17 protein-coding genes are annotated in these 17,378 nt (G+C 69.5%); 14 read left to right on the top strand and 3 right to left on the bottom strand.

The features are described from left to right. Positions 1 to 34: 34 nt before the first annotated feature. The 8 genes from fliF (at position 35) to DJ019_RS15250 (ending at position 8,519) form a co-directional block, all read left to right on the top strand. Complete coding sequence (gene fliF, locus DJ019_RS15285; protein ID WP_111276930.1) at positions 35 to 1,675, top strand: flagellar basal-body MS-ring/collar protein FliF; 1,641 nt, start codon at positions 35 to 37, stop codon at positions 1,673 to 1,675. Beyond that, positions 1,675 to 2,706: a flagellar motor switch protein FliG gene (gene fliG / locus DJ019_RS15280; protein ID WP_111276929.1), complete on the top strand. Its 1,032-nt coding sequence runs from the start codon at positions 1,675 to 1,677 to the stop codon at positions 2,704 to 2,706. Before fliF ends, fliG begins: the two co-directional genes overlap by 1 nt. Further along, positions 2,706 to 3,353, top strand: a complete 648-nt coding sequence (locus DJ019_RS15275; RefSeq protein ID WP_165844032.1) for a FliH/SctL family protein — start codon at positions 2,706 to 2,708, stop codon at positions 3,351 to 3,353. The genes fliG and DJ019_RS15275 overlap by 1 nt, the downstream gene beginning before the upstream one ends. Before the next feature lie 4 nt (positions 3,354 to 3,357). Beyond that, positions 3,358 to 3,690, top strand: a complete 333-nt coding sequence (gene fliN, locus DJ019_RS15270) for a flagellar motor switch protein FliN (RefSeq protein ID WP_111276927.1) — start codon at positions 3,358 to 3,360, stop codon at positions 3,688 to 3,690. Between the two features lie 29 nt (positions 3,691 to 3,719). Continuing rightward, the gene (gene flbD, locus DJ019_RS15265) at positions 3,720 to 5,087 is read left to right on the top strand and encodes a sigma-54-dependent transcriptional regulator FlbD (protein WP_111276926.1); all 1,368 of its coding nucleotides are present in this window, start codon (positions 3,720 to 3,722) and stop codon (positions 5,085 to 5,087) included. Continuing rightward, complete coding sequence (gene bla / locus DJ019_RS15260; RefSeq protein WP_205854177.1) at positions 5,084 to 5,953, top strand: class A beta-lactamase; 870 nt, start codon at positions 5,084 to 5,086, stop codon at positions 5,951 to 5,953. The genes flbD and bla overlap by 4 nt, the downstream gene beginning before the upstream one ends. Continuing rightward, a complete protein-coding gene (gene flhA / locus DJ019_RS15255; protein WP_111276925.1) occupies positions 5,953 to 8,049 on the top strand; it encodes a flagellar biosynthesis protein FlhA in 2,097 nt (698 codons plus the stop codon). Before bla ends, flhA begins: the two co-directional genes overlap by 1 nt. Before the next feature lie 110 nt (positions 8,050 to 8,159). Then, complete coding sequence (locus DJ019_RS15250; protein WP_111276924.1) at positions 8,160 to 8,519, top strand: DUF4282 domain-containing protein; 360 nt, start codon at positions 8,160 to 8,162, stop codon at positions 8,517 to 8,519. Position 8,520: 1 nt separating this feature from the next. Here the strand turns inward: DJ019_RS15250 and DJ019_RS15245 are convergent, their stop codons facing one another. The 3 genes from DJ019_RS15245 to DJ019_RS15235 all read right to left on the bottom strand — a co-directional run bounded on the left by DJ019_RS15245 (position 8,521) and on the right by DJ019_RS15235 (position 10,770). After that, complete coding sequence (locus DJ019_RS15245; RefSeq protein ID WP_111276923.1) at positions 8,521 to 8,931, bottom strand: flagellar export protein FliJ; 411 nt, start codon at positions 8,929 to 8,931, stop codon at positions 8,521 to 8,523. Then, entirely contained in the window at positions 8,928 to 10,265 is a 1,338-nt protein-coding gene (gene fliI, locus DJ019_RS15240) for a flagellar protein export ATPase FliI (protein ID WP_111277097.1), read from the bottom strand. The genes DJ019_RS15245 and fliI overlap by 4 nt, the downstream gene beginning before the upstream one ends. 133 nt (positions 10,266 to 10,398) lie before the next feature. Further along, positions 10,399 to 10,770 (bottom strand): hypothetical protein, encoded by a 372-nt coding sequence (locus DJ019_RS15235; protein ID WP_111276922.1) that lies wholly within the window; start codon positions 10,768 to 10,770, stop codon positions 10,399 to 10,401. Between the two features lie 283 nt (positions 10,771 to 11,053). On the opposite strand from DJ019_RS15235, the gene ctrA reads away from it, so the two are divergent. From ctrA to DJ019_RS15205, 6 genes are all read left to right on the top strand, one after another. Then, on the top strand, positions 11,054 to 11,749 hold the full coding sequence (ctrA, locus tag DJ019_RS15230; protein WP_111276921.1) for a response regulator transcription factor CtrA: 696 nt from the start codon (positions 11,054 to 11,056) through the stop codon (positions 11,747 to 11,749). 108 nt (positions 11,750 to 11,857) lie between these two features. Next, entirely contained in the window at positions 11,858 to 14,242 is a 2,385-nt protein-coding gene (locus tag DJ019_RS15225; RefSeq protein ID WP_111276920.1) for a M20/M25/M40 family metallo-hydrolase, read from the top strand. A gap of 28 nt (positions 14,243 to 14,270) precedes the next feature. Continuing rightward, complete coding sequence (arsC, locus tag DJ019_RS15220; protein WP_111276919.1) at positions 14,271 to 14,621, top strand: arsenate reductase (glutaredoxin); 351 nt, start codon at positions 14,271 to 14,273, stop codon at positions 14,619 to 14,621. A 127-nt stretch (positions 14,622 to 14,748) separates the two neighbouring features. Next, positions 14,749 to 16,098, top strand: a complete 1,350-nt coding sequence (locus DJ019_RS15215; RefSeq protein ID WP_111276918.1) for a M23 family metallopeptidase — start codon at positions 14,749 to 14,751, stop codon at positions 16,096 to 16,098. Positions 16,099 to 16,174: 76 nt separating this feature from the next. Beyond that, complete coding sequence (locus DJ019_RS15210; RefSeq protein ID WP_111276917.1) at positions 16,175 to 16,981, top strand: class I SAM-dependent methyltransferase; 807 nt, start codon at positions 16,175 to 16,177, stop codon at positions 16,979 to 16,981. Positions 16,982 to 16,983: 2 nt separating this feature from the next. Then, the gene (locus DJ019_RS15205) at positions 16,984 to 17,361 is read left to right on the top strand and encodes a c-type cytochrome (protein WP_240606515.1); all 378 of its coding nucleotides are present in this window, start codon (positions 16,984 to 16,986) and stop codon (positions 17,359 to 17,361) included. The last annotated feature ends 17 nt before the right edge of the window (positions 17,362 to 17,378 follow it).

Below are 17,378 nucleotides of genomic sequence, written 5' to 3'. Positions count from 1 at the left end.
CGCCCCTTCGTGTTCGCAAGGGGGGCGTCCGGTCTTGAACCAGATGATGGCCATGCTGCAGAGGTTCGGGATCGGCCGTCTGGCCGCCATCCTGGGCATCGGCGCCGGCCTGGCCGCCGTCCTGGCCGCGGTCTTCATGAACCTGGGCCAGCCCAAGGCCCTGCTCTATTCCAACCTCGACCTCAAGGAAGCCGGGACCATCACCGCGGCCCTCGACCAGGCCGGGGTGAAGTACGAGGTGAAGGGCGACGGCTCGACGATCCTGGTGCCGCGCGACGAAGTCGCCTCGACACGCCTGATGCTGTCCGGGAAGGGCCTGCCGACCGCCGGCTCGGTGGGCTACGAGATCTTCGACCAGTCGAACGCCCTGGGGCAGACCGACTTCGTCCAGCAGCTGAACCGCCAGCGCGCCCTGGAAGGCGAACTGGCCCGCACGATCCGCAGCCTGGACGGCATCACCTCGGCCCGGGTGCACCTCGTGCTGCCCAAGCGCCAGGTGTTCGAACAGGAAGCCGAGCAGCCCTCCGCGTCCGTCAACATCGGCGTCGGCGGCCGCGAGCCCAGCGCCGATCAGGTCCGGGCGATCCAGAACCTCGTGGCCGGCGCCGTCCCCAATATGAAGCCCGACCGCGTGACCGTGGTCGACCAGCACGCCAAGACCCTGTCGGGCGGCGAGGTCGGGATGGCCGCCGAGGCCGACGGCCGCAAGTCCGAGGTCGAGCAACGCATCGCCAAGCAGGTCAAGAACCTGGTGGAAGGCATGGTCGGCGCCGGCAAGGCCCGGGTCAACGTGACCGCCGACCTGGAGCTGGCCCGTGTGACCGTCCAGCAGGAAACCTTCGATCCCGACGGCCAGGTCATCCGCTCGGAGTCGACCACCGAAGAGAACTCGCGCGAGAACGACACCGCGGGCGGCGGACAAGCCTCGGTCGCCGGCAATATCCCCGGCGCCGACGGCGGCGAGAACAACAACTCCTCGTCCAGCGGCCGCGCCGACACCACCACGAACTACGAGATCTCAAAGACCGTCCGCACCGAGGTGCAGGAGCCGGGAACGGTGAAGCGTCTGTCGGTGGCCGTGGCCGTCGACGGAGCGACCGCCGTCGGCAAGGACGGCAAGCCGGGCGCCTACACGCCGCGCTCGGCCGAGGAGATGCAGCGCATCGAGCAGCTCGTGCGCACGGCCGTGGGCTACAACCAGGACCGCGGCGACCAGGTCAGCGTCATCAACGTGCGCTTCCCCACCGCCGACACCGGCGGCGGCGTCGAGGCCGCCAGCCCGCTGATGGGTTTCGACAAGAACGACATCATGCGCGCCGTCGAGCTCGCCGTCCTGGCCGTGGTCGGCATCCTGATGATCTTCTTCGTCGCCCGGCCCCTGCTGGGCGCCGGTAAGGGCGGCAAGGGCGGCGCCGGTGGCGGCTCCCTGGTCGCGTCGGCGCCGCAGATCACCCGGGTGATGGTCACCCCCGACGGGCAGCCGATGCAGATCGGCGCCGACGGCAGCCAGCTCGCCCTCCCCGGGCCGGTGGAGGACGGCGGCGCGCGCATCGATATGGCCCGCGTGGACGGCCAAGTGCGCGCCAGCGCCGTCAAGAAGGTTTCCGAATTCGTGGAAAGGCATCCCGACGAGTCCGTCGCGATCCTCCGCTCCTGGCTGCATGAGACCAACTGATGGCGACGGCGCGCGCGGGTAAGAACATCGTCGATCCCTCCCGCCTGAACGGGGCGGAGAAGTGCGCCGTGGTCCTGCTGGCGCTGGGCGAGGAGCATGCCCACGTCTGGCAGGCGCTGGACGAGGAGGAGATCAAGGAGATCTCCCAGGCCATGGCCAGCCTCGGCAACGTCGCCGCCGCGGTGGTCGAGGATCTGCTGGTCGAGTTCGTGTCCGGCGCCACCGGCACCGGCGCGATCATGGGCTCGTTCGAACAGACCCAGAAGCTGCTCGCCTCCATCATGCCGCCCGAGAAGGTGGATCAGTTGATGGAGGAGATCCGGGGTCCGGCCGGCCGGACCATGTGGGACAAGCTCGGCAACGTGAACGAGGCCGTCCTCGCGAACTACCTGAAGAACGAATACCCGCAGACGGTCGCGGTGGTGCTCTCCAAGATCAAGTCAGAGCACGCCGCCCGGGTGCTGGCCTCGCTGCCCGAGGATTTCGCCCTGGAGTGCGTCATGCGCATGCTGCGCATGGAGCCGGTGCAGCGCGAGATCCTGGACAAGATCGAGCAGACGCTCCGCAACGAGTTCATGTCGAACCTGGCGCGCACGTCCAAGCGCGACAGCCACGAGATGATGGCGGACATCTTCAACGCTTTCGACCGCCAGACCGAGACCCGCTTCATCACCGCCCTGGAAGAGCGCAACCGCGAGGCGGCCGAGCGTATCCGCGCCCTGATGTTCGTGTTCGAGGACCTCTCCAAGCTGGATCCGGGCGGCGTCCAGACGCTGCTGCGGAGCGTGGAGAAGGACCAGCTCGCACTGGGCCTCAAGGGCGCCTCGGACAGCCTGCGCGAGATGTTCTTCTCCAACATGTCGGAGCGCGCGGCGAAGATCATGCGCGAGGACATGGAGACGATGGGCCCGGTACGTCTGCGCGACGTCGACCAGGCCCAGATGGCCATCGTCCAGGTCGCCAAGGACCTCGCCAACAAGGGCGAGATCATGCTCGCCGGCTCCAGCGGCGAAGATGAGCTGATCTACTGATGTCCGAAGCTTTCCAGAAATTCGCCTTCGATACGGAGTTCGACTCCAAGGGCTCCGTGGCCCACGCGCCGGTGCGCCCGAAGCGCCTGTTCCCGGCCGAAGAGGTCGAGCAGATCCGGGCCGCGGCCTACGCCGAGGGCGAACGCGCCGCCATGGCCAGCATCGCCGCGCAGCAGGCGGCGGCCTTGAGCCAGATCGCCGCGGCGTGCGGCCAGGCCCTGCCCCGCCTGGCCCAGGTGGCGCACGAACACCGGCAGGGCTCGGCGGCCCTGGCGCTGGCCTGCGGCCGCGCGATCGCCGACGCCGCGCTCGATCGGTTTCCTCAGGCGCCCCTGCAGGCGGCGATGGAGTCCCTGGCCCGGGAGATCGACGCCCAGCCCCGGCTGGTTCTCTCGGCCGACCCGACGCTGGCGGACGCCTTGAAAGGGATCCTGGAAGACACCGCCCGGGGCCTCGGCTTCGAGGGCGCGATCGTCATCAAGCCGGACGGCGCCTTTGGTCCCAACGCCTTCACCCTCGACTTCGGCGACGGCCAGGCGGCTTTCGATCCCGCCCAGGCCGCCGACCGCGTCACCCAGGCCCTGGTGGCGGCGCTCGCCGCCGAAGGGCTGCACGCCGAACCCCTGATCCCCGGCAGCGAAAGCTAGACCCATGGCCGATGACGACCTGAGACTCGACGAGTTCGCGCCTGACGAAGGCGCATTGCCGGACGCGCATCACGAGGAAAAGTCGGCGACGGACCTCGCGCCCGTCTTCGACGTGCCGGTGGCCATCTCGGCGGTCCTGGGGCGCTCGACCATGTCGGTCGCGCAGCTCCTGCAACTGAACCAGGGCTCGGTGCTCGAACTGGACCGAAAGGTCGGCGAGGCGATCGACATCTACGTGAACAACCGCCTGGTGGCGCGCGGCGAGGTCGTGATCGTCGACGAGCGCCTGGGCGTGACCATGACGGAAATCATCAAGGACGGCGACGCGCAGGGCTGATGGCCGCGCGGGTGAAGGGAGTTAGGTAGATGCGGCTTCTGGTCGTCGGAAAACTGAGCGGACAGCTCTCCACCGCCGTGAAAATGGCGATGAGCGCGGGCGCCAAGGTCAGCCATGTCGAGAGCACCGACGCGGCGACCCACGCGCTCCGTGCGGGTCAGGGCGCCGACCTGCTGATGGTCGACTACGACCTGGACATCGCCGGCCTGATCGCCGCGAACGAGGCCGAGCGGATTCACGTGCCCGTGGTGGCCTGCGGGATCGCTGCGGACCCGAAGCGGGCGGGCGACGCCATCCGCGCCGGCGCCAAGGAATTCATCCCGCTTCCGCCCGAGGCGGCCCTGATCGCGGCCGTCCTGGCGGCGGTGAGCGACGACAACCGCCCGATGGTGGTTCGCGACCCGTCCATGCAGCAGGTGATCCAGCTGGCCGACCAGGTGGCTCCCTCGGACGCCTCGATCCTCATCACCGGGGAGAGCGGCGTCGGTAAGGAAGTCGTCGCGCGGTACGTCCACCAGAAGTCGCGCCGGGCCAATCGGCCGTTCATTTCGGTCAACTGCGCCGCCATCCCCGAGAACCTGCTCGAGAGCGAGCTGTTCGGTCACGAGAAGGGCGCGTTCACCGGCGCCCTGGCCCGCCGCATCGGTAAGTTCGAGGAGGCCAACGGCGGCACCCTGCTGCTGGACGAAATCAGCGAGATGGACGCCCGGCTGCAGGCGAAGCTGCTGCGGGCCATCCAGGAACGTGAGATCGACCGCGTGGGCGGCGCCAAGCCCGTGAAGGTGGACATCCGCATCCTCGCCACCTCGAACCGTGACCTGTCGCAGGCGGTCAAGGAGGGCGTGTTCCGCGAGGACCTGCTCTATCGCCTGAACGTCGTGAACCTCCGCCTGCCGCCGCTGCGCGAACGCCCCGGTGACGTCGTCGCCATGGCCGAGTTCTTCGTGAAGAAGTATGCGGCCGCCAACGGCATGCCGGAGAAGCCCCTGTCGGCCGAAGCCAAGCGCCGTCTCGCGGCCCATCGCTGGCCCGGCAACGTGCGCGAGCTCGAGAACGCGATGCATCGCGCGATCCTGCTCGCCGTGGGACCGGAGATCGACGAGATGGCCATCCGCCTGCCGGACGGTCAGCCCCTGGCGCCCGCCGACGCCGGCGCGCGCACGGCCCAGGCCGCCGCCGCCGCCGCCGAGACCGCCACTCGCTCGTTCGTCGGCCAGACGGTCGCCGAGATGGAGCAGCAGCTGATCATCGAGACGCTGGAGCACTGCTTCGGCAACCGCACCCACGCGGCCAACATCCTCGGCATCTCGATCCGCACCCTGCGCAACAAGCTCAAGGAATACACCGAGGCCGGCGTCACCGTGCCCGCGCCGCAGATGGGCGCGAGCGCCGCGTGATCCTGGACCGGCGCACAGCCCCCGCGCGCCGCCACGTCCTGGTCGGCGCCGGCGCCGCCCTGGCGAGCGGCGGCCGCGCGATGGCGGCGCCGGACTGGTCGGCGCTGGAATCCCGCGTGGGCGGCCGGCTGGGCGTCTTCGCGATCAACGCCGGCACGGGCCGCAGTCTCGGCTGGCGCGCCAGCGAACGCTTTCCGATGTGCTCGACCTTCAAGGGATTGCTGGCCGGGGCCGTGCTGGCCCGCGTCGACGCCGGGCGCGAGCAACTCGACCGCGAGATCCCGCTTTCGGAGGCGGACCTCGTCGCCCATGCGCCGGTGACGTCGCTCTACGTCCGGGCCGGTTCGATCCGGGTCGACACCCTCTGCAAGGCGATCGTCGAGGTCAGCGACAACCCCGGCGCCAACCTTCTGCTCAAGACCCTGGGCGGCCCCGCCGGGTTCACCGCCTGGCTGCGCACGACCGGCGACAACATCACCCGGCTGGACCGCTACGAAACCGAGCTGAACAGCGCGATCCCTGACGACCCGCGCGACAGCACCTCCCCGATGGCCATGGTCGGCAGCTATCGCCGCCTGCTCCTCGGCCCATCGCTAGAGTCCGCCTCGCGCCAGCGGCTGGCGGGCTGGATGGAGGGCGCCTCCACCGGCCTGAAGCGCTTGCGGGCCGACCTGCCCGCCGGCTGGCGCGCAGGCGACAAGACCGGCAGCGGCGCCAACAACACCGCCAACGACGTGGCGATCCTCTGGCCGCCCAGGGGCGCGCCGATCCTCGTCGGCTGCTTCTCCACCCAGGCGACCGCGCCCGAGGCGCGTGACGCTGTCATGGCCCACATCGGCCGCCTCGCCGCGGAGACCCTCGCCTGATGGCCGACACCGGCGTTTCCTCCCGCTTCTCCGGCGCTCCCTCGGCGCGCGATGTCCTCGGCTGGGTGGCCCGTGGCGAAGTCGCCATGGCCATCGGCATCGTCGGGATCATCGTCCTCCTGATCCTGCCGATCCCGGCGTTCATGCTCGACATGCTGCTGTCGATCTCGATCGCGTCGTCGGTGCTGATCCTGATGACGTCGATCCTCATCAAGCGGCCGCTGGAGTTCACCGCCTTTCCCACCGTGCTGCTGGTGGCGACCCTGTTCCGCCTGGCGCTCAACATCGCCACGACGCGGCTGATCCTGAGCCACGGCCACGAAGGGGCCCACGGCGCCGGCGCGGTGATCGAGACCTTCGGCCGCCTGATGATGGGCGGCAACTTCGCCATCGGCGTGATCGTCTTCGCGATCCTGGTGGTGGTGAACTTCGTGGTCATCACCAAGGGCTCCGGCCGGATCGCCGAAGTCGCGGCGCGCTTCACCCTGGATTCGATGCCCGGCAAGCAGATGGCGATCGACGCCGACCTGTCGTCGGGCCTGATCGACCAGGACCAGGCCAAGCTGCGGCGCAAGGAGCTTGAGCAGGAAAGCACCTTCTTCGGGGCCATGGACGGCGCCAGCAAGTTCGTGCGCGGCGACGCGATCGCCGGCCTGGTTATCCTGGCCATCAACGTGATCGGCGGGATCCTGATCGGCGTGCTGCAGCACAAGGTCCCGATCGGCGAGGCCTTCTCCAGCTACACGATCATGTCGATCGGCGACGGCCTGGTCTCCCAGATCCCCGCGCTGATCATCTCCATCGCTGCCGGCTTCCTGGTCTCCAAGGCCGGGGTCGAAGGGTCGGCGGACAAGGCGCTGGTCACCCAGATGGCGATGAACCCGGTCGCCCTGGGCATGGTGGCCGCCGCCGCGGGCGTGCTGGCCGTGATCCCCGGCATGCCGATCATCCCGTTCGCCGGCCTGTCGATCGGGGCCGGGATGCTCGCGTGGCGGCGCGCCCATGCGCCGCCCGAGCCGGAGGCCATCGAGATCACGCCCGCCGCCTCCGCCGAGCCGGAAGAGGAGCCGATCTCCCAGGCCCTCGCCATCGACGAGATCAAGATCGAGCTGGGCTACGGCCTGCTGCCGCTGATCAATGACCTCGACGGGCGCCGCCTCACCGACCAGATCAAGGCCCTGCGCCGGACCCTGGCGTCCGACTTCGGGTTCGTGATGCCGAGCGTGCGCATCCTCGACAACATGCGGCTGCCGTCCATGGGCTACGCTCTCCGGATCAAGGAGATGGAAGCGGGTTCGGGCGAGGTCCGCATTGGCCAGCTCATGGCCATGGACCCCAGGGGCGGCCAGGTGGAGCTGCCCGGCGAGCATGTGAAGGAGCCGGCGTTCGGCCTGCCGGCGACCTGGATCGACGACTCCATGCGCGAGGAAGCGAGCTTCCGGGGCTATACCATCGTCGACCCGGCCACGGTCCTGACCACGCACCTCACCGAGGTGCTGAAGGACAACATGCCCGACCTCCTCACCTACGCGGAGGTCCAGAAGCTCATCAAGGAACTGCCCGCCGAGCAGCGGAAGCTGGCCGACGACCTCATCCCCAGCGCCGTCTCCGCCACCACCGTGCAGCGCGTGCTGCAGGCCCTGCTGCGCGAACGCATCTCGATCCGTGACCTCGCCGCCATCCTGGAGGGGATCGGCGAAGCGGCGCCGCACACCAGCTCCATCACCCTGCTGGTGGAGCAGGTCCGCAGCCGGCTCGCGCGCCAGCTCTGCTACGCCTATCGGGGCGACGACGGCGCCCTGCCGATCGTGACCATGTCGGCGGAATGGGAGAACGCGTTCGCCGATGCGCTGGTCGGAAGCGGCGAGGAGAAGCAGCTCGCCCTGGCGCCGTCGCGCCTGCAGGAGTTCATCCGGGCGGTCCGGGAGACGTTCGAGCGCGCCGCCCTCGCGGGCGACTCGCCCGTGCTGCTCACCAGCCCCACGGTCCGCCCCTATGTCCGATCGATCATCGAGCGGTTCCGCGGCCAGACCCCGGTGATGAGCCAGAACGAGATCCACCCGCGGGCCCGCCTCAAGACCGTCGGCAGCATCTGAACGGCTGTCAGGCCCCTGCGACCGGCAAGCCCGTTGCAGCGCGCGCCACCGGCTGGTAGCGGTTCGGGCCTTGCGGGCGTTCTGCCCGGTCCCTGAGTCTCGGATATCGGATGCGGCGACCTCTACAGCGGCCCCAGGGTCGGAACGGCGAGTTCCTTTGGGACCTGCTGACCTTCGAACGCCTGGTCACCGGGTCGGTCGTGCACCTGGTCTATTGGGCCGGCCTTGGCATCATCGGCGTGATGGCGTTCGGGATTGTCGGCGCATCGGTGGGCGTCGCGATCCGCGAAGGCGGCTGGGGCATTCTTCTGGCCCTCGCCGTGCTCGGCGTCGGCCTGATCGGGGTCTTCGTCGCCGTGCTGCTCTGGCGCGCCTTCTGCGAGTTCTACGTCACGATCTTCAAGATCAGCGAGGACCTGCACGCCCTCCGCCAGGACGTGGAAGCCGAGCGCGCCCGGCAGGGCAAGTAGGTCAGCTGGCGGCCTTCTTCCGAAGGCCCATCTCGTCCATCGCGGCGGCCTCCCGCTGGCCCTGGACCTTGCGCGCCTGGACGCGGATGCCCTCGGCGATGTGCTCGTACTTCTTCTGGGCCTCGAACGCCTCGGCCAGCGCCTCACGGGCCCCCTGCTCCTCCAGCAGGATGACGTCGATCTCGGACTGGACCTTCGCCTTGCGCAGCTTCAGGCCCTCGAAGAAGCCCGCTCGATAGATGCCGGCCGTCGCGTCCTGGTCGGAGAAGGCCAGTTCGGCCTCGCCCTCCGCCTCCAGCATCGCCAATCGCATCTCACACGCCATCCGCCGGTCCACGATTTCGGCCAAGCGCTTCTGCAGCACCTCGGCCTCGTAGGTGGAAAGCTTGATCAGAGAGTCGGCCCAACTCACGCGGCGGCTCCATCCAGAATATCAGCAAGGCCCGAGAAGCTGTCTTCCAGGCTGGTGGCGTCGTGGGGGTCCTGCGAGAGGAACGCCTCGACGGCGGGATTGAGGGCGATGGCCCGGTCGATGAGCGGATCGGCGCCGGCGCGGTAGGCGCCGATGCGGATCAGCTCTTCCATGTTGGCGTAGGCGGAAAGCGCCTCGCGGGCCTGCTTCACCACCACCCGCTCGTCGGGGCTCTGGCAGCCCGGCATGGTCCGGCTGATCGACTTCAGGACATTGATCGCGGGGAAGCGGCCGCGCTCGGCGATCGCCCGCTCCATGACGATGTGTCCGTCCAGGATGCCTCGGACCGCGTCGGCGATCGGCTCGTTGTGGTCGTCGCCGTCCACCAGGACGGTGAAGAGGCCCGTAATCGGTCCCGCCGTCGTGCCGTCCGGTCGGATCGGGCCGGGCCCGGCGCGCTCCAGCAGCTTCGGCAGTTCGGTGAAGACCGTCGGGGTGTAGCCCTTGGTGGTCGGCGGCTCGCCGGCGGCAAGGCCGATCTCGCGCTGGGCCATGGCGAAGCGGGTCACCGAGTCCATGAGGCACAGGACTTCCATGTCCTGGTCGCGCAGGTACTCCGCGATGGCCATGGTCATATAGGCCGCCTGCCGACGCTTCAGCGCCGGCTCGTCCGAAGTGGCCACGACCACGATGGCGCGGCGCAGGCCTTCCTCGCCCAGGGTCTCCTCGATGAACTCGCGGACCTCGCGGCCCCGCTCGCCGATCAGACCCACCACGACCGCGTCGCAGTCCGCGTTCTTGGCCAGCATGGAAAGCAGCACCGACTTGCCGACGCCCGAGCCGGCGAACACGCCCAGGCGCTGGCCGCGACAGCAGGTGGTGAAGACGTTCATCGCCCGCACGCCCAGGTCCAGCCGCTCACCGACGCGGGCGCGGGCGTGTGCGGAAGGCGGCGAGGCGCGCAGGGGATAGGCGGCGACGCCCTGTGGCAAGGGCCCCTTGCCGTCGATCGGTTCACCAAAGGCGTCAACGATGCGGCCTAGCCAGGCCTTGGTCGGGCGGACGGCGGACCCCAGCGGCTGGATGCGGATCTCGGCGCCGGGCGCCACGCCCTCCACGGGGCCGAAGGGCATCAGCAGCGCACGGTTCTCGCGGAAGCCGACGACTTCGGCCGCGACAGGCTTGTCGGAAAACCGGTCGATCTCGGCGCGGGCGCCGACGGCGAGCCGCGACAGTCCACCCCTCGCCTCGATCAGGAGGCCGTTCACCGCCGCGACGCGGCCGGAAACCGTCAGTGGATCGAGCCGCTCGACCGCGGCGACCAGGCTCTGCACGCGCACCCCTTGAACTGCAGTCCGCAGAGTGCGCCGGCACGCTTAAGGGGGTGTGAAGAACAAGCGCCGCCTTAGACGGAAAACGCGCGCGCGAGGCGCGGCGCGAGGCCGCAGGCAAGCCGGCCCAGCAGCGTCAGTGGACCTCGGGCGGCGGCGGGACGGCCTTGCGGCGACTGCGCGTCGCCTTGGCCGCCACGGCTTCGGTGGTCGCCTTGGCGTTGTCGATGAGCGCTTCCCCCTGCGTGCGCGCTTCGTCGATCAGCGCCTGCCCCTTGACCTTGGCTTCCTCGATCATCGGGCTCGTCGACCGAACGATCTTCTCGCGGTTGCGCCAGGCCATCACGCCGGCGACCCCGAGAACGGCGGCGCCGATCAGCAGGACGGGATTCTTCGGCACGTAGCGCAGCGCCGGGCGCAGCACCGGAAGCACGGCGCCGGCCTGCTTCAACCGGTCGCGGGTGATCGGAAATCGGCGCTCGTTCAGGGTCGTGGGATTGTCGGTCATGAGGATCTCCGGCCCAACTTCGTCGACACAACCCCTTCCGGCGCGAGGCGTTCCCGCCCCACGGTTCGAACGATCCGTCCAATCACGAAAGATTCAACGCAGGTGCGACTCGACGGCCCGACGGCTCGCCTTGAGTCCGATTCGAAAATCAGATTAACGATTCGAGCTGTGGGGCCAGCAGCATTAACCGGTCTTAAAGGACGGTAGGGCAGGTTAACGCTGAGCCACACGGCGGATTCACCAGAATTCGCGGGGGATAGCGGGGACGCGGCAGGAGAGGTCGATGCGCGTATTGTTGATCGAGGACGACAGCGCGACGGCGCAAAGCATTGAGTTGATGCTCAAGTCCGAAGGTTTCAATGTCTATACGACGGACCTGGGTGAGGAAGGCGTCGATCTGGGCAAGATCTACGACTACGACCTCATCCTTCTGGACCTGAATCTGCCTGACATGAGCGGCATGGATGTCCTTCGGACCCTGCGCGTCGGCAAGATCAATACTCCGATCATGATCCTGTCGGGCACCGCCGAGATCGAGACGAAGGTGAAGACCTTCTCGGGCGGCGCCGACGACTACATGACCAAGCCGTTCCACAAGGACGAGCTGGTCGCCCGCATCCACGCCGTGGTGCGCCGTTCGAAGGGCCACGCCCAGTCGGTGATCAAGACCGGCGACATCGTGGTCAACCTCGACGCCAAGACGGTCGAAGTGAACGGCATCCGCGTGCACCTGACCGGCAAGGAGTACCAGATGCTGGAACTCCTCAGCCTGCGGAAGGGCACCACCCTGACCAAGGAAATGTTCCTGAACCACCTCTACGGCGGCATGGACGAGCCCGAGCTGAAGATCATCGACGTCTTCATCTGCAAGCTGCGCAAGAAGCTGGCGGCGGCCGCCGACGGCAAGCACCACATCGAGACCGTGTGGGGCCGGGGCTACGTCCTGCGCGACCCGCACGAAGGCGCTGTCGCCGCCTGACCTCAGGCCTGATCGACACCCCGAGACGCCCGCCCCTTCCGGCGGGCGTTTTCGTTTCCGGCGACGCGGGATAGCCTCCCGCGAAACACTCGGGGAGGATGCAGAGTCATGGGCCGACTGCTCGCGCTTCTGGCGGCCCTCGTGGCCGGCGCCTGGATCGCCTACACCGAGCAGCAACTCCCGGAATCCGCCCCCGTTGGAACGCCCAAGACCGAATTTTCAGGCGAGCGGGCGTTCGCCGACGTGAACTTCCTCGCCGCCGTCCCGCATCCGGTGGGATCGGTGGCGAACGCCAACGTCAGGGACGCGATCGTCGGCCGGATGCTGCGGGTCGGCCTGGAGCCCGAGATCCGCCCCGGCGTCGGCGTTCAGATCCCGCGGCGGGCGCCCGACCTTATCCTGGCCGGCCGGGTCGAGAACATCGTCGGGATCCTGCGCGGGCGCGACCCGAGCCTGCCTGCCCTCGTCCTCATGGCGCACTACGACAGCGTCCCCGGATCGCCGGGCGCGGCGGACGATCTGATGGGCGTCGCGGCCGCCCTGGAGACCGCCCGGGCCATCGCTGCCCGGGGCACGCCCGTGCGGGATGTGATCGTGCTGATCACCGACGGCGAGGAAGCGGGCCTCCTGGGGGCCAACCATTTCTTCCAGCGCGATCCCCTCGCCCGCCGCACGGGCCTGGTCATGAACCTCGAGGCGCGCGGCTCCACAGGCCGGGTGCAGATGTTCCAGACCAGCCCGCAGAACGCCGGCCTCATCCGGGTCTTCCAGGAGACCGCCGTACGCCCGGCCTCCTCGTCGCTGGCGGTCATGATCTACGAGAAGATGCCCAACGACACCGACCTGACCGAGAGCCTGCGGGTGGGCATTCCAGGCCTGAACTACGCGATCATCGGCGGCCAGTTCGACTATCACAGCGCCACCTCGACCGCAGCCAACCTCGACCGCAGGTCACTGCAGGATATGGGCTCCCAGGCGCTGGCGATGGCGTCCGAGATCGCCTTCTCGCCGAACTTGCCGGATCCCGGCCCCTCGCCCGTGTACGCCAATCTCTTCGGGGATGTGCTGCTCGCCTATCCGACATGGTTCGGCTGGGTGCTGATCGCCGCGATCGGCGTGATGCTCGTCTTCGCGGTTCGCTGGGCCCGGCACTCGGGCGAGTTCCCGGCCCGCGACCTGCTGCATGGGGCCGGCGCGTTCGCCTTCGCCGGCGCCGGCACAGCGGCCATCCTTCAGTTCGCACGCCGGCTCACGGGCGCCGAGTTCGGCTTCCTGGAGCAGCGCTTCCTGCTGGCGCAGTCCGTCGCCTGGGAATGGGCGATCATGCTGACGGCGCTCGGCTTCATGATGCTGTGCGCCGCCGAGCTTGCCCGCACCCGGCGATGGGTGGCCGCCGTGCCGCTGGTCGCCGGGCTCGCCTGCTCCGCGTTCGGCCAGCTCGACCTGATCGGCCTAGTCGCCGGCGTGCTGGCCGCTGCGATCGGGGCCGCGACATATGGCCGTCCGGTGAGCCGGAAGGGCGCCTGGGCAGGCGGCCTGATCTTCGCCCTGGCGCTCACGGCGATCCTCCAGGCGCTGGCGCCGGCCGCCGCGTTTGTCCTTGCCTGGCCGTTGTTCGTCGCGGCCCTCGGAGCCGCAGCCACAGCGCTGAGCGCGCGCCACGGCGTGGTCGCCATGGCGACGCTGGTCGTGCTGGCGGCGGTCGCGCTCGGGTGGCAGGGCGGACTTTCCCACTTCGCCTTCGAAGGCATGGATCTCATGCCCCTGTTCGCGGTGCAGATGGTCACCGCCGCCATGGTCCTGTGGCCCCTGGCCCAGCCCGACCAGGGGCGGTCGCCCGCCCGCTGGGTCGGCGTCGGCGTGCTGGCCCTGGGCCTTGGCCTCACCCTTTCGGTCCGGGCCGACGATCCCTGGTCGCCGCGGCATCCGAAGGTCACCTACGTCGGCTATCAGATCGAGCACGATACCGGCCGAGCCTGGCGCTTCGCCCTACCCGGGGATGGCTCGAGCTGGACGGAGCAGGTCCTCGCCGCCGACGGCGGCTCCGCTCAGCTGGTGCGGCAATGGTGGTGGCGCCGGCCCCATCTTCGCGCGCCTGCGCGGGCGGTGGAGGCGCAGCCCCCGTCCATCACTCTGGAGCGGAACCCGGCCGGGACGCTCCGCCTGACCGCCGCCCCGCCGGCCGAGGCGCGTACGCTGGAAATGCAGGTGCGCGCCAGCACGGCCGCCCAGATCACCGCCATCGCGGGCGTGCCGACCAGCGCGCCCCTCCCCGCCGGAAAGTGGGTGCGGGTGAACTGGGTCTCCGCGGGCGAGGCCATCGACCTGACGATCCAGCCGGCCCAGCCCGGCCGGCTGGACGTGCGGTACGTCGCCGGCATCGACCGCTGGCCGGCCGCGGCGACGCCCCTTCCGCCCCGTCCGACCGACCTGATGGCATGGGACGATTCCGACTCGACCTTCGTGACGGGCGCGCGAGCGTTCACTTGGTGATCGCAGCGCAGGAGGCTAATCCGGGGTCATGAGCGACGTGACCATCTATCACAACCCGGCCTGCGGGACCTCGCGGAACACCCTGGCGCTGCTGCGCGAGAAGGGCGTCGAGCCGACCGTCGTAGAGTATCTCAAGGCTGGCTGGACCCGCGAACAGCTCCAGGACCTGCTGAAGCGGATGGATGCCAAGGCTCACGAGATCCTGCGTGTGCGCGGCACCAACGCCGAGGAGCTGGGCCTCACCGATCCGGGCGTATCGGACGAGGCGATCATCGCCGCCATGATCATCGAGCCGATCCTGGTGAATCGACCTATCGTGGTCACACCTAAGGGCGCCGCGCTCTGCCGACCGGCGGAGCTGGCGTTGGGGCTGCTCTGAGGCCTGAGGCAATTGGCCCCGGCGGCGGTTAAGGCCGCGTCAGGGCAATAGAGACACGACTGCTGGGGCGCGGGGGCGCATCCGGGCCTTCCGTGAAGGGCCCGCCAACGGGGAGAGCCGGGGGCGCATGCAGGAATTCGATCCGCGAAAGGTTCGCCGCCGCTGGAGCCCGCGCATGGCGTTGGCGGTCGCCGTCGCCACTGTGGCCGGCGTCACTGGCTGGCACGTGGCCGCCAAGCTCGACGCGCCGCCTCCCCAGGCCCTGACGCCGGAAGCCGCGGCGGCGCTGCAGCATGCCGCCTTCACCCAGGCCGAAGTCCTTCCAGGGTTCGCGCGCCCGCAGAGGGTCTCCATCGAGGTCCGTCCCGGAGAGACCCTCGAGCGGGCCGTCCAGCGGACCGGCGTCGGCGCCGATGAGGCGGCCCAGGCCGTCGCCACCCTTGGCCGCGCGATGGACACGGTGAACATCCAGGCAGGCCTGGCGCTCGACGCCGCCGTGGCGCGACCGGCCGGCGACGGTCGTCCGGCCCGGCTGATCGGCCTGTCAATGCGGACCGACCCGGCCACCGCCATCACCCTGTCGCGCACCTTCGACGGCGCCCTTCGCCTGCGGGCGCTGCAGGAGAAGGTCCGCAGCGAGACCACGGTGGCCGACGGCGAGATCCAGGGCTCGCTCTACGAGAGCGCTCGCCGGCTCGGCGCCACGCCCGCCATCACCGCCCAGGTGGCCAAGCTCTTCGCCCACAAGCTCGACTTCCAGCGCGACATCCAGCCGGGCGACGACTTCCGCCTGGTGTTCGACCGGAAGGTCACCGAGAGCGGCCGGACCATCGAGAGCGGCGACCTGGAATACGCCGAGCTCCACGGCGCCAAGTTCTTCCGGTTCGAGCGCGACGACGGCGAGGTCGAGTATTTCGACGAGCATGGGAAGAACGTTCGAGGCTTCCTGCTGCGCACCCCCATCGACGGCGCACGGCTGACGTCGAAGTTCGGCCTCCGTCGGCACCCGATCCTGGGCTACGCCCGCGCTCACCAGGGCGTGGATTTCGGCGCCGGGCACGGCACGCCGATCCTGGCGGCCGGGGACGGCGTGGTGGTCAAGTCGCAGCGCTGGCGCGGCTACGGCAACTGGCTGCAGATCCGCCACGCCGGCGGCTGGGACACGGGCTATGCCCACATCTCCCGCTTCGCCAAGGGCATCCGGCCGGGCGTGAAGGTGCGGCAGGGGCAGGTCGTGGCCTACGTCGGGTCCACCGGCATGTCGACCGGACCACATCTGCACTACGAGGTCTGGCAGCGCGGTCAGCGCGTGAATCCGGTCGGCGCGAAGGTTCCCCAGGGCACGGTCCTGGCGGGCGCAGAACTGGCCCGCTTCAAGGCCGGAAAGGCGCGGATCGAGGGGCTGCTCGCCGAAGGTGGCGGCGCGCCGGCCACGACGCTCGCCGCGGGCACGGCTGGCGGACGGCTCTCGCGCTAGGCGCCTTTCCGCATCACCCGCTTGCCGGGCTGAAGCATCGCGCCTAACCCCGTTCAAGGAACGCGCGGAAGACAAGATGAGCCTCACCTCGGAAGTCGCCGGAATGGTGCGCAGGATGGTGGCCGGCTGGCCGCCGGAGCCCGACCAGAACGTGGTCAACGAGCTGCTGCGCCTCCTCGGGCGATGGCGCGCCATCATGCTGGCCAATACGTTCGTGCAGAGTCAGGGGGCGGTCATCTGGAGCGGCCCGTTCGCCGGAATGGAGTATGTCCGGACCGCGACCGAAGGCGCCCTCATTCCGCGGCTGCTCGGGACCTACGAATCCGAACTGCACCCTCACTTCGCCGCCTTCGCGGCGGAGGGCTTGGACTGCGTGATCGATGTGGGCTGCGCCGAGGGCTACTACGCCGTTGGCCTAGCGCGCATGATGCCGGGTGTGCGGATCTTCGCCCACGATATCGACGAGAAGGCCCAGGCCGCCTGCGCCGACCTGGCTCAACGCAACGGGGTCGCCGACCGGGTCATCATTGGCGGGGAGTTCAAGCCGACCGACTTCGAAGCCTTCGCCGGGCGACGCGTGCTGGCGCTGGTGGACGCCGAAGGCGCCGAGCTCGACATCCTGCGCCCGGACCTGAGTCCCGCGCTGGCGGGCATCAGCATCATCGTTGAGACCCACGACGTCTATCGCAAGGGCGCGCTGGCCGAGATGATCGCCCGGTTCTCGCCGACCCACGACATCGTCCGCGTGGACCAGCAGCCGAAAACCTTCGACATGCCGCCCTTCCTGCAGAAGATGACCCACTTGGACCAGCTTCTGGCCGTATGGGAGTGGCGGATCCTGCCGACGCCCTGGCTGGTGATGCGGCCGAAGCGTAGCGCTTGACCGTGGTCAAGGTGGAGACGACCGCCATGAGCGTTCATGAGGCCATGCGCCCCTCACTCGCCGCCGCTCTTGCCCTTGCCCTCGCCGCCGCCATCGGCGGCCCGGCCGCCGCCCAGCCGCCGGCCGACCGCGGCGAGGAATTGGTGACCCGCCATTGCGGCGGTTGCCATGCCGCCGGCCGGGAGGGCGCCAGCCGCGAGCCCGCCGCGCCGCCGCTGCGCGAGTTGCACCGCCGCTACGATCCGGAGTTGCTCGCCGAGGCCCTGGCCGAGGGCCTGCTCACGGGCCACCCGATGATGCCGGAGTTCCGCTTCCCGCCGGCCGACGTGCGGGCGGTGATCGACTACCTGAAATCCATCCAGACCAAGCAGCCGGGTTGAGAACGAATGAGGCCGCG

The sequence above is a fragment of the Phenylobacterium kunshanense genome, assembly GCF_003254525.1.
GTDB classification, from domain to species: Bacteria; Pseudomonadota; Alphaproteobacteria; order Caulobacterales; family Caulobacteraceae; genus Phenylobacterium; species Phenylobacterium kunshanense.
Note: the sequence above shows the minus strand (reverse complement) of the source record. Positions and strands in the feature narration are given on the sequence as shown.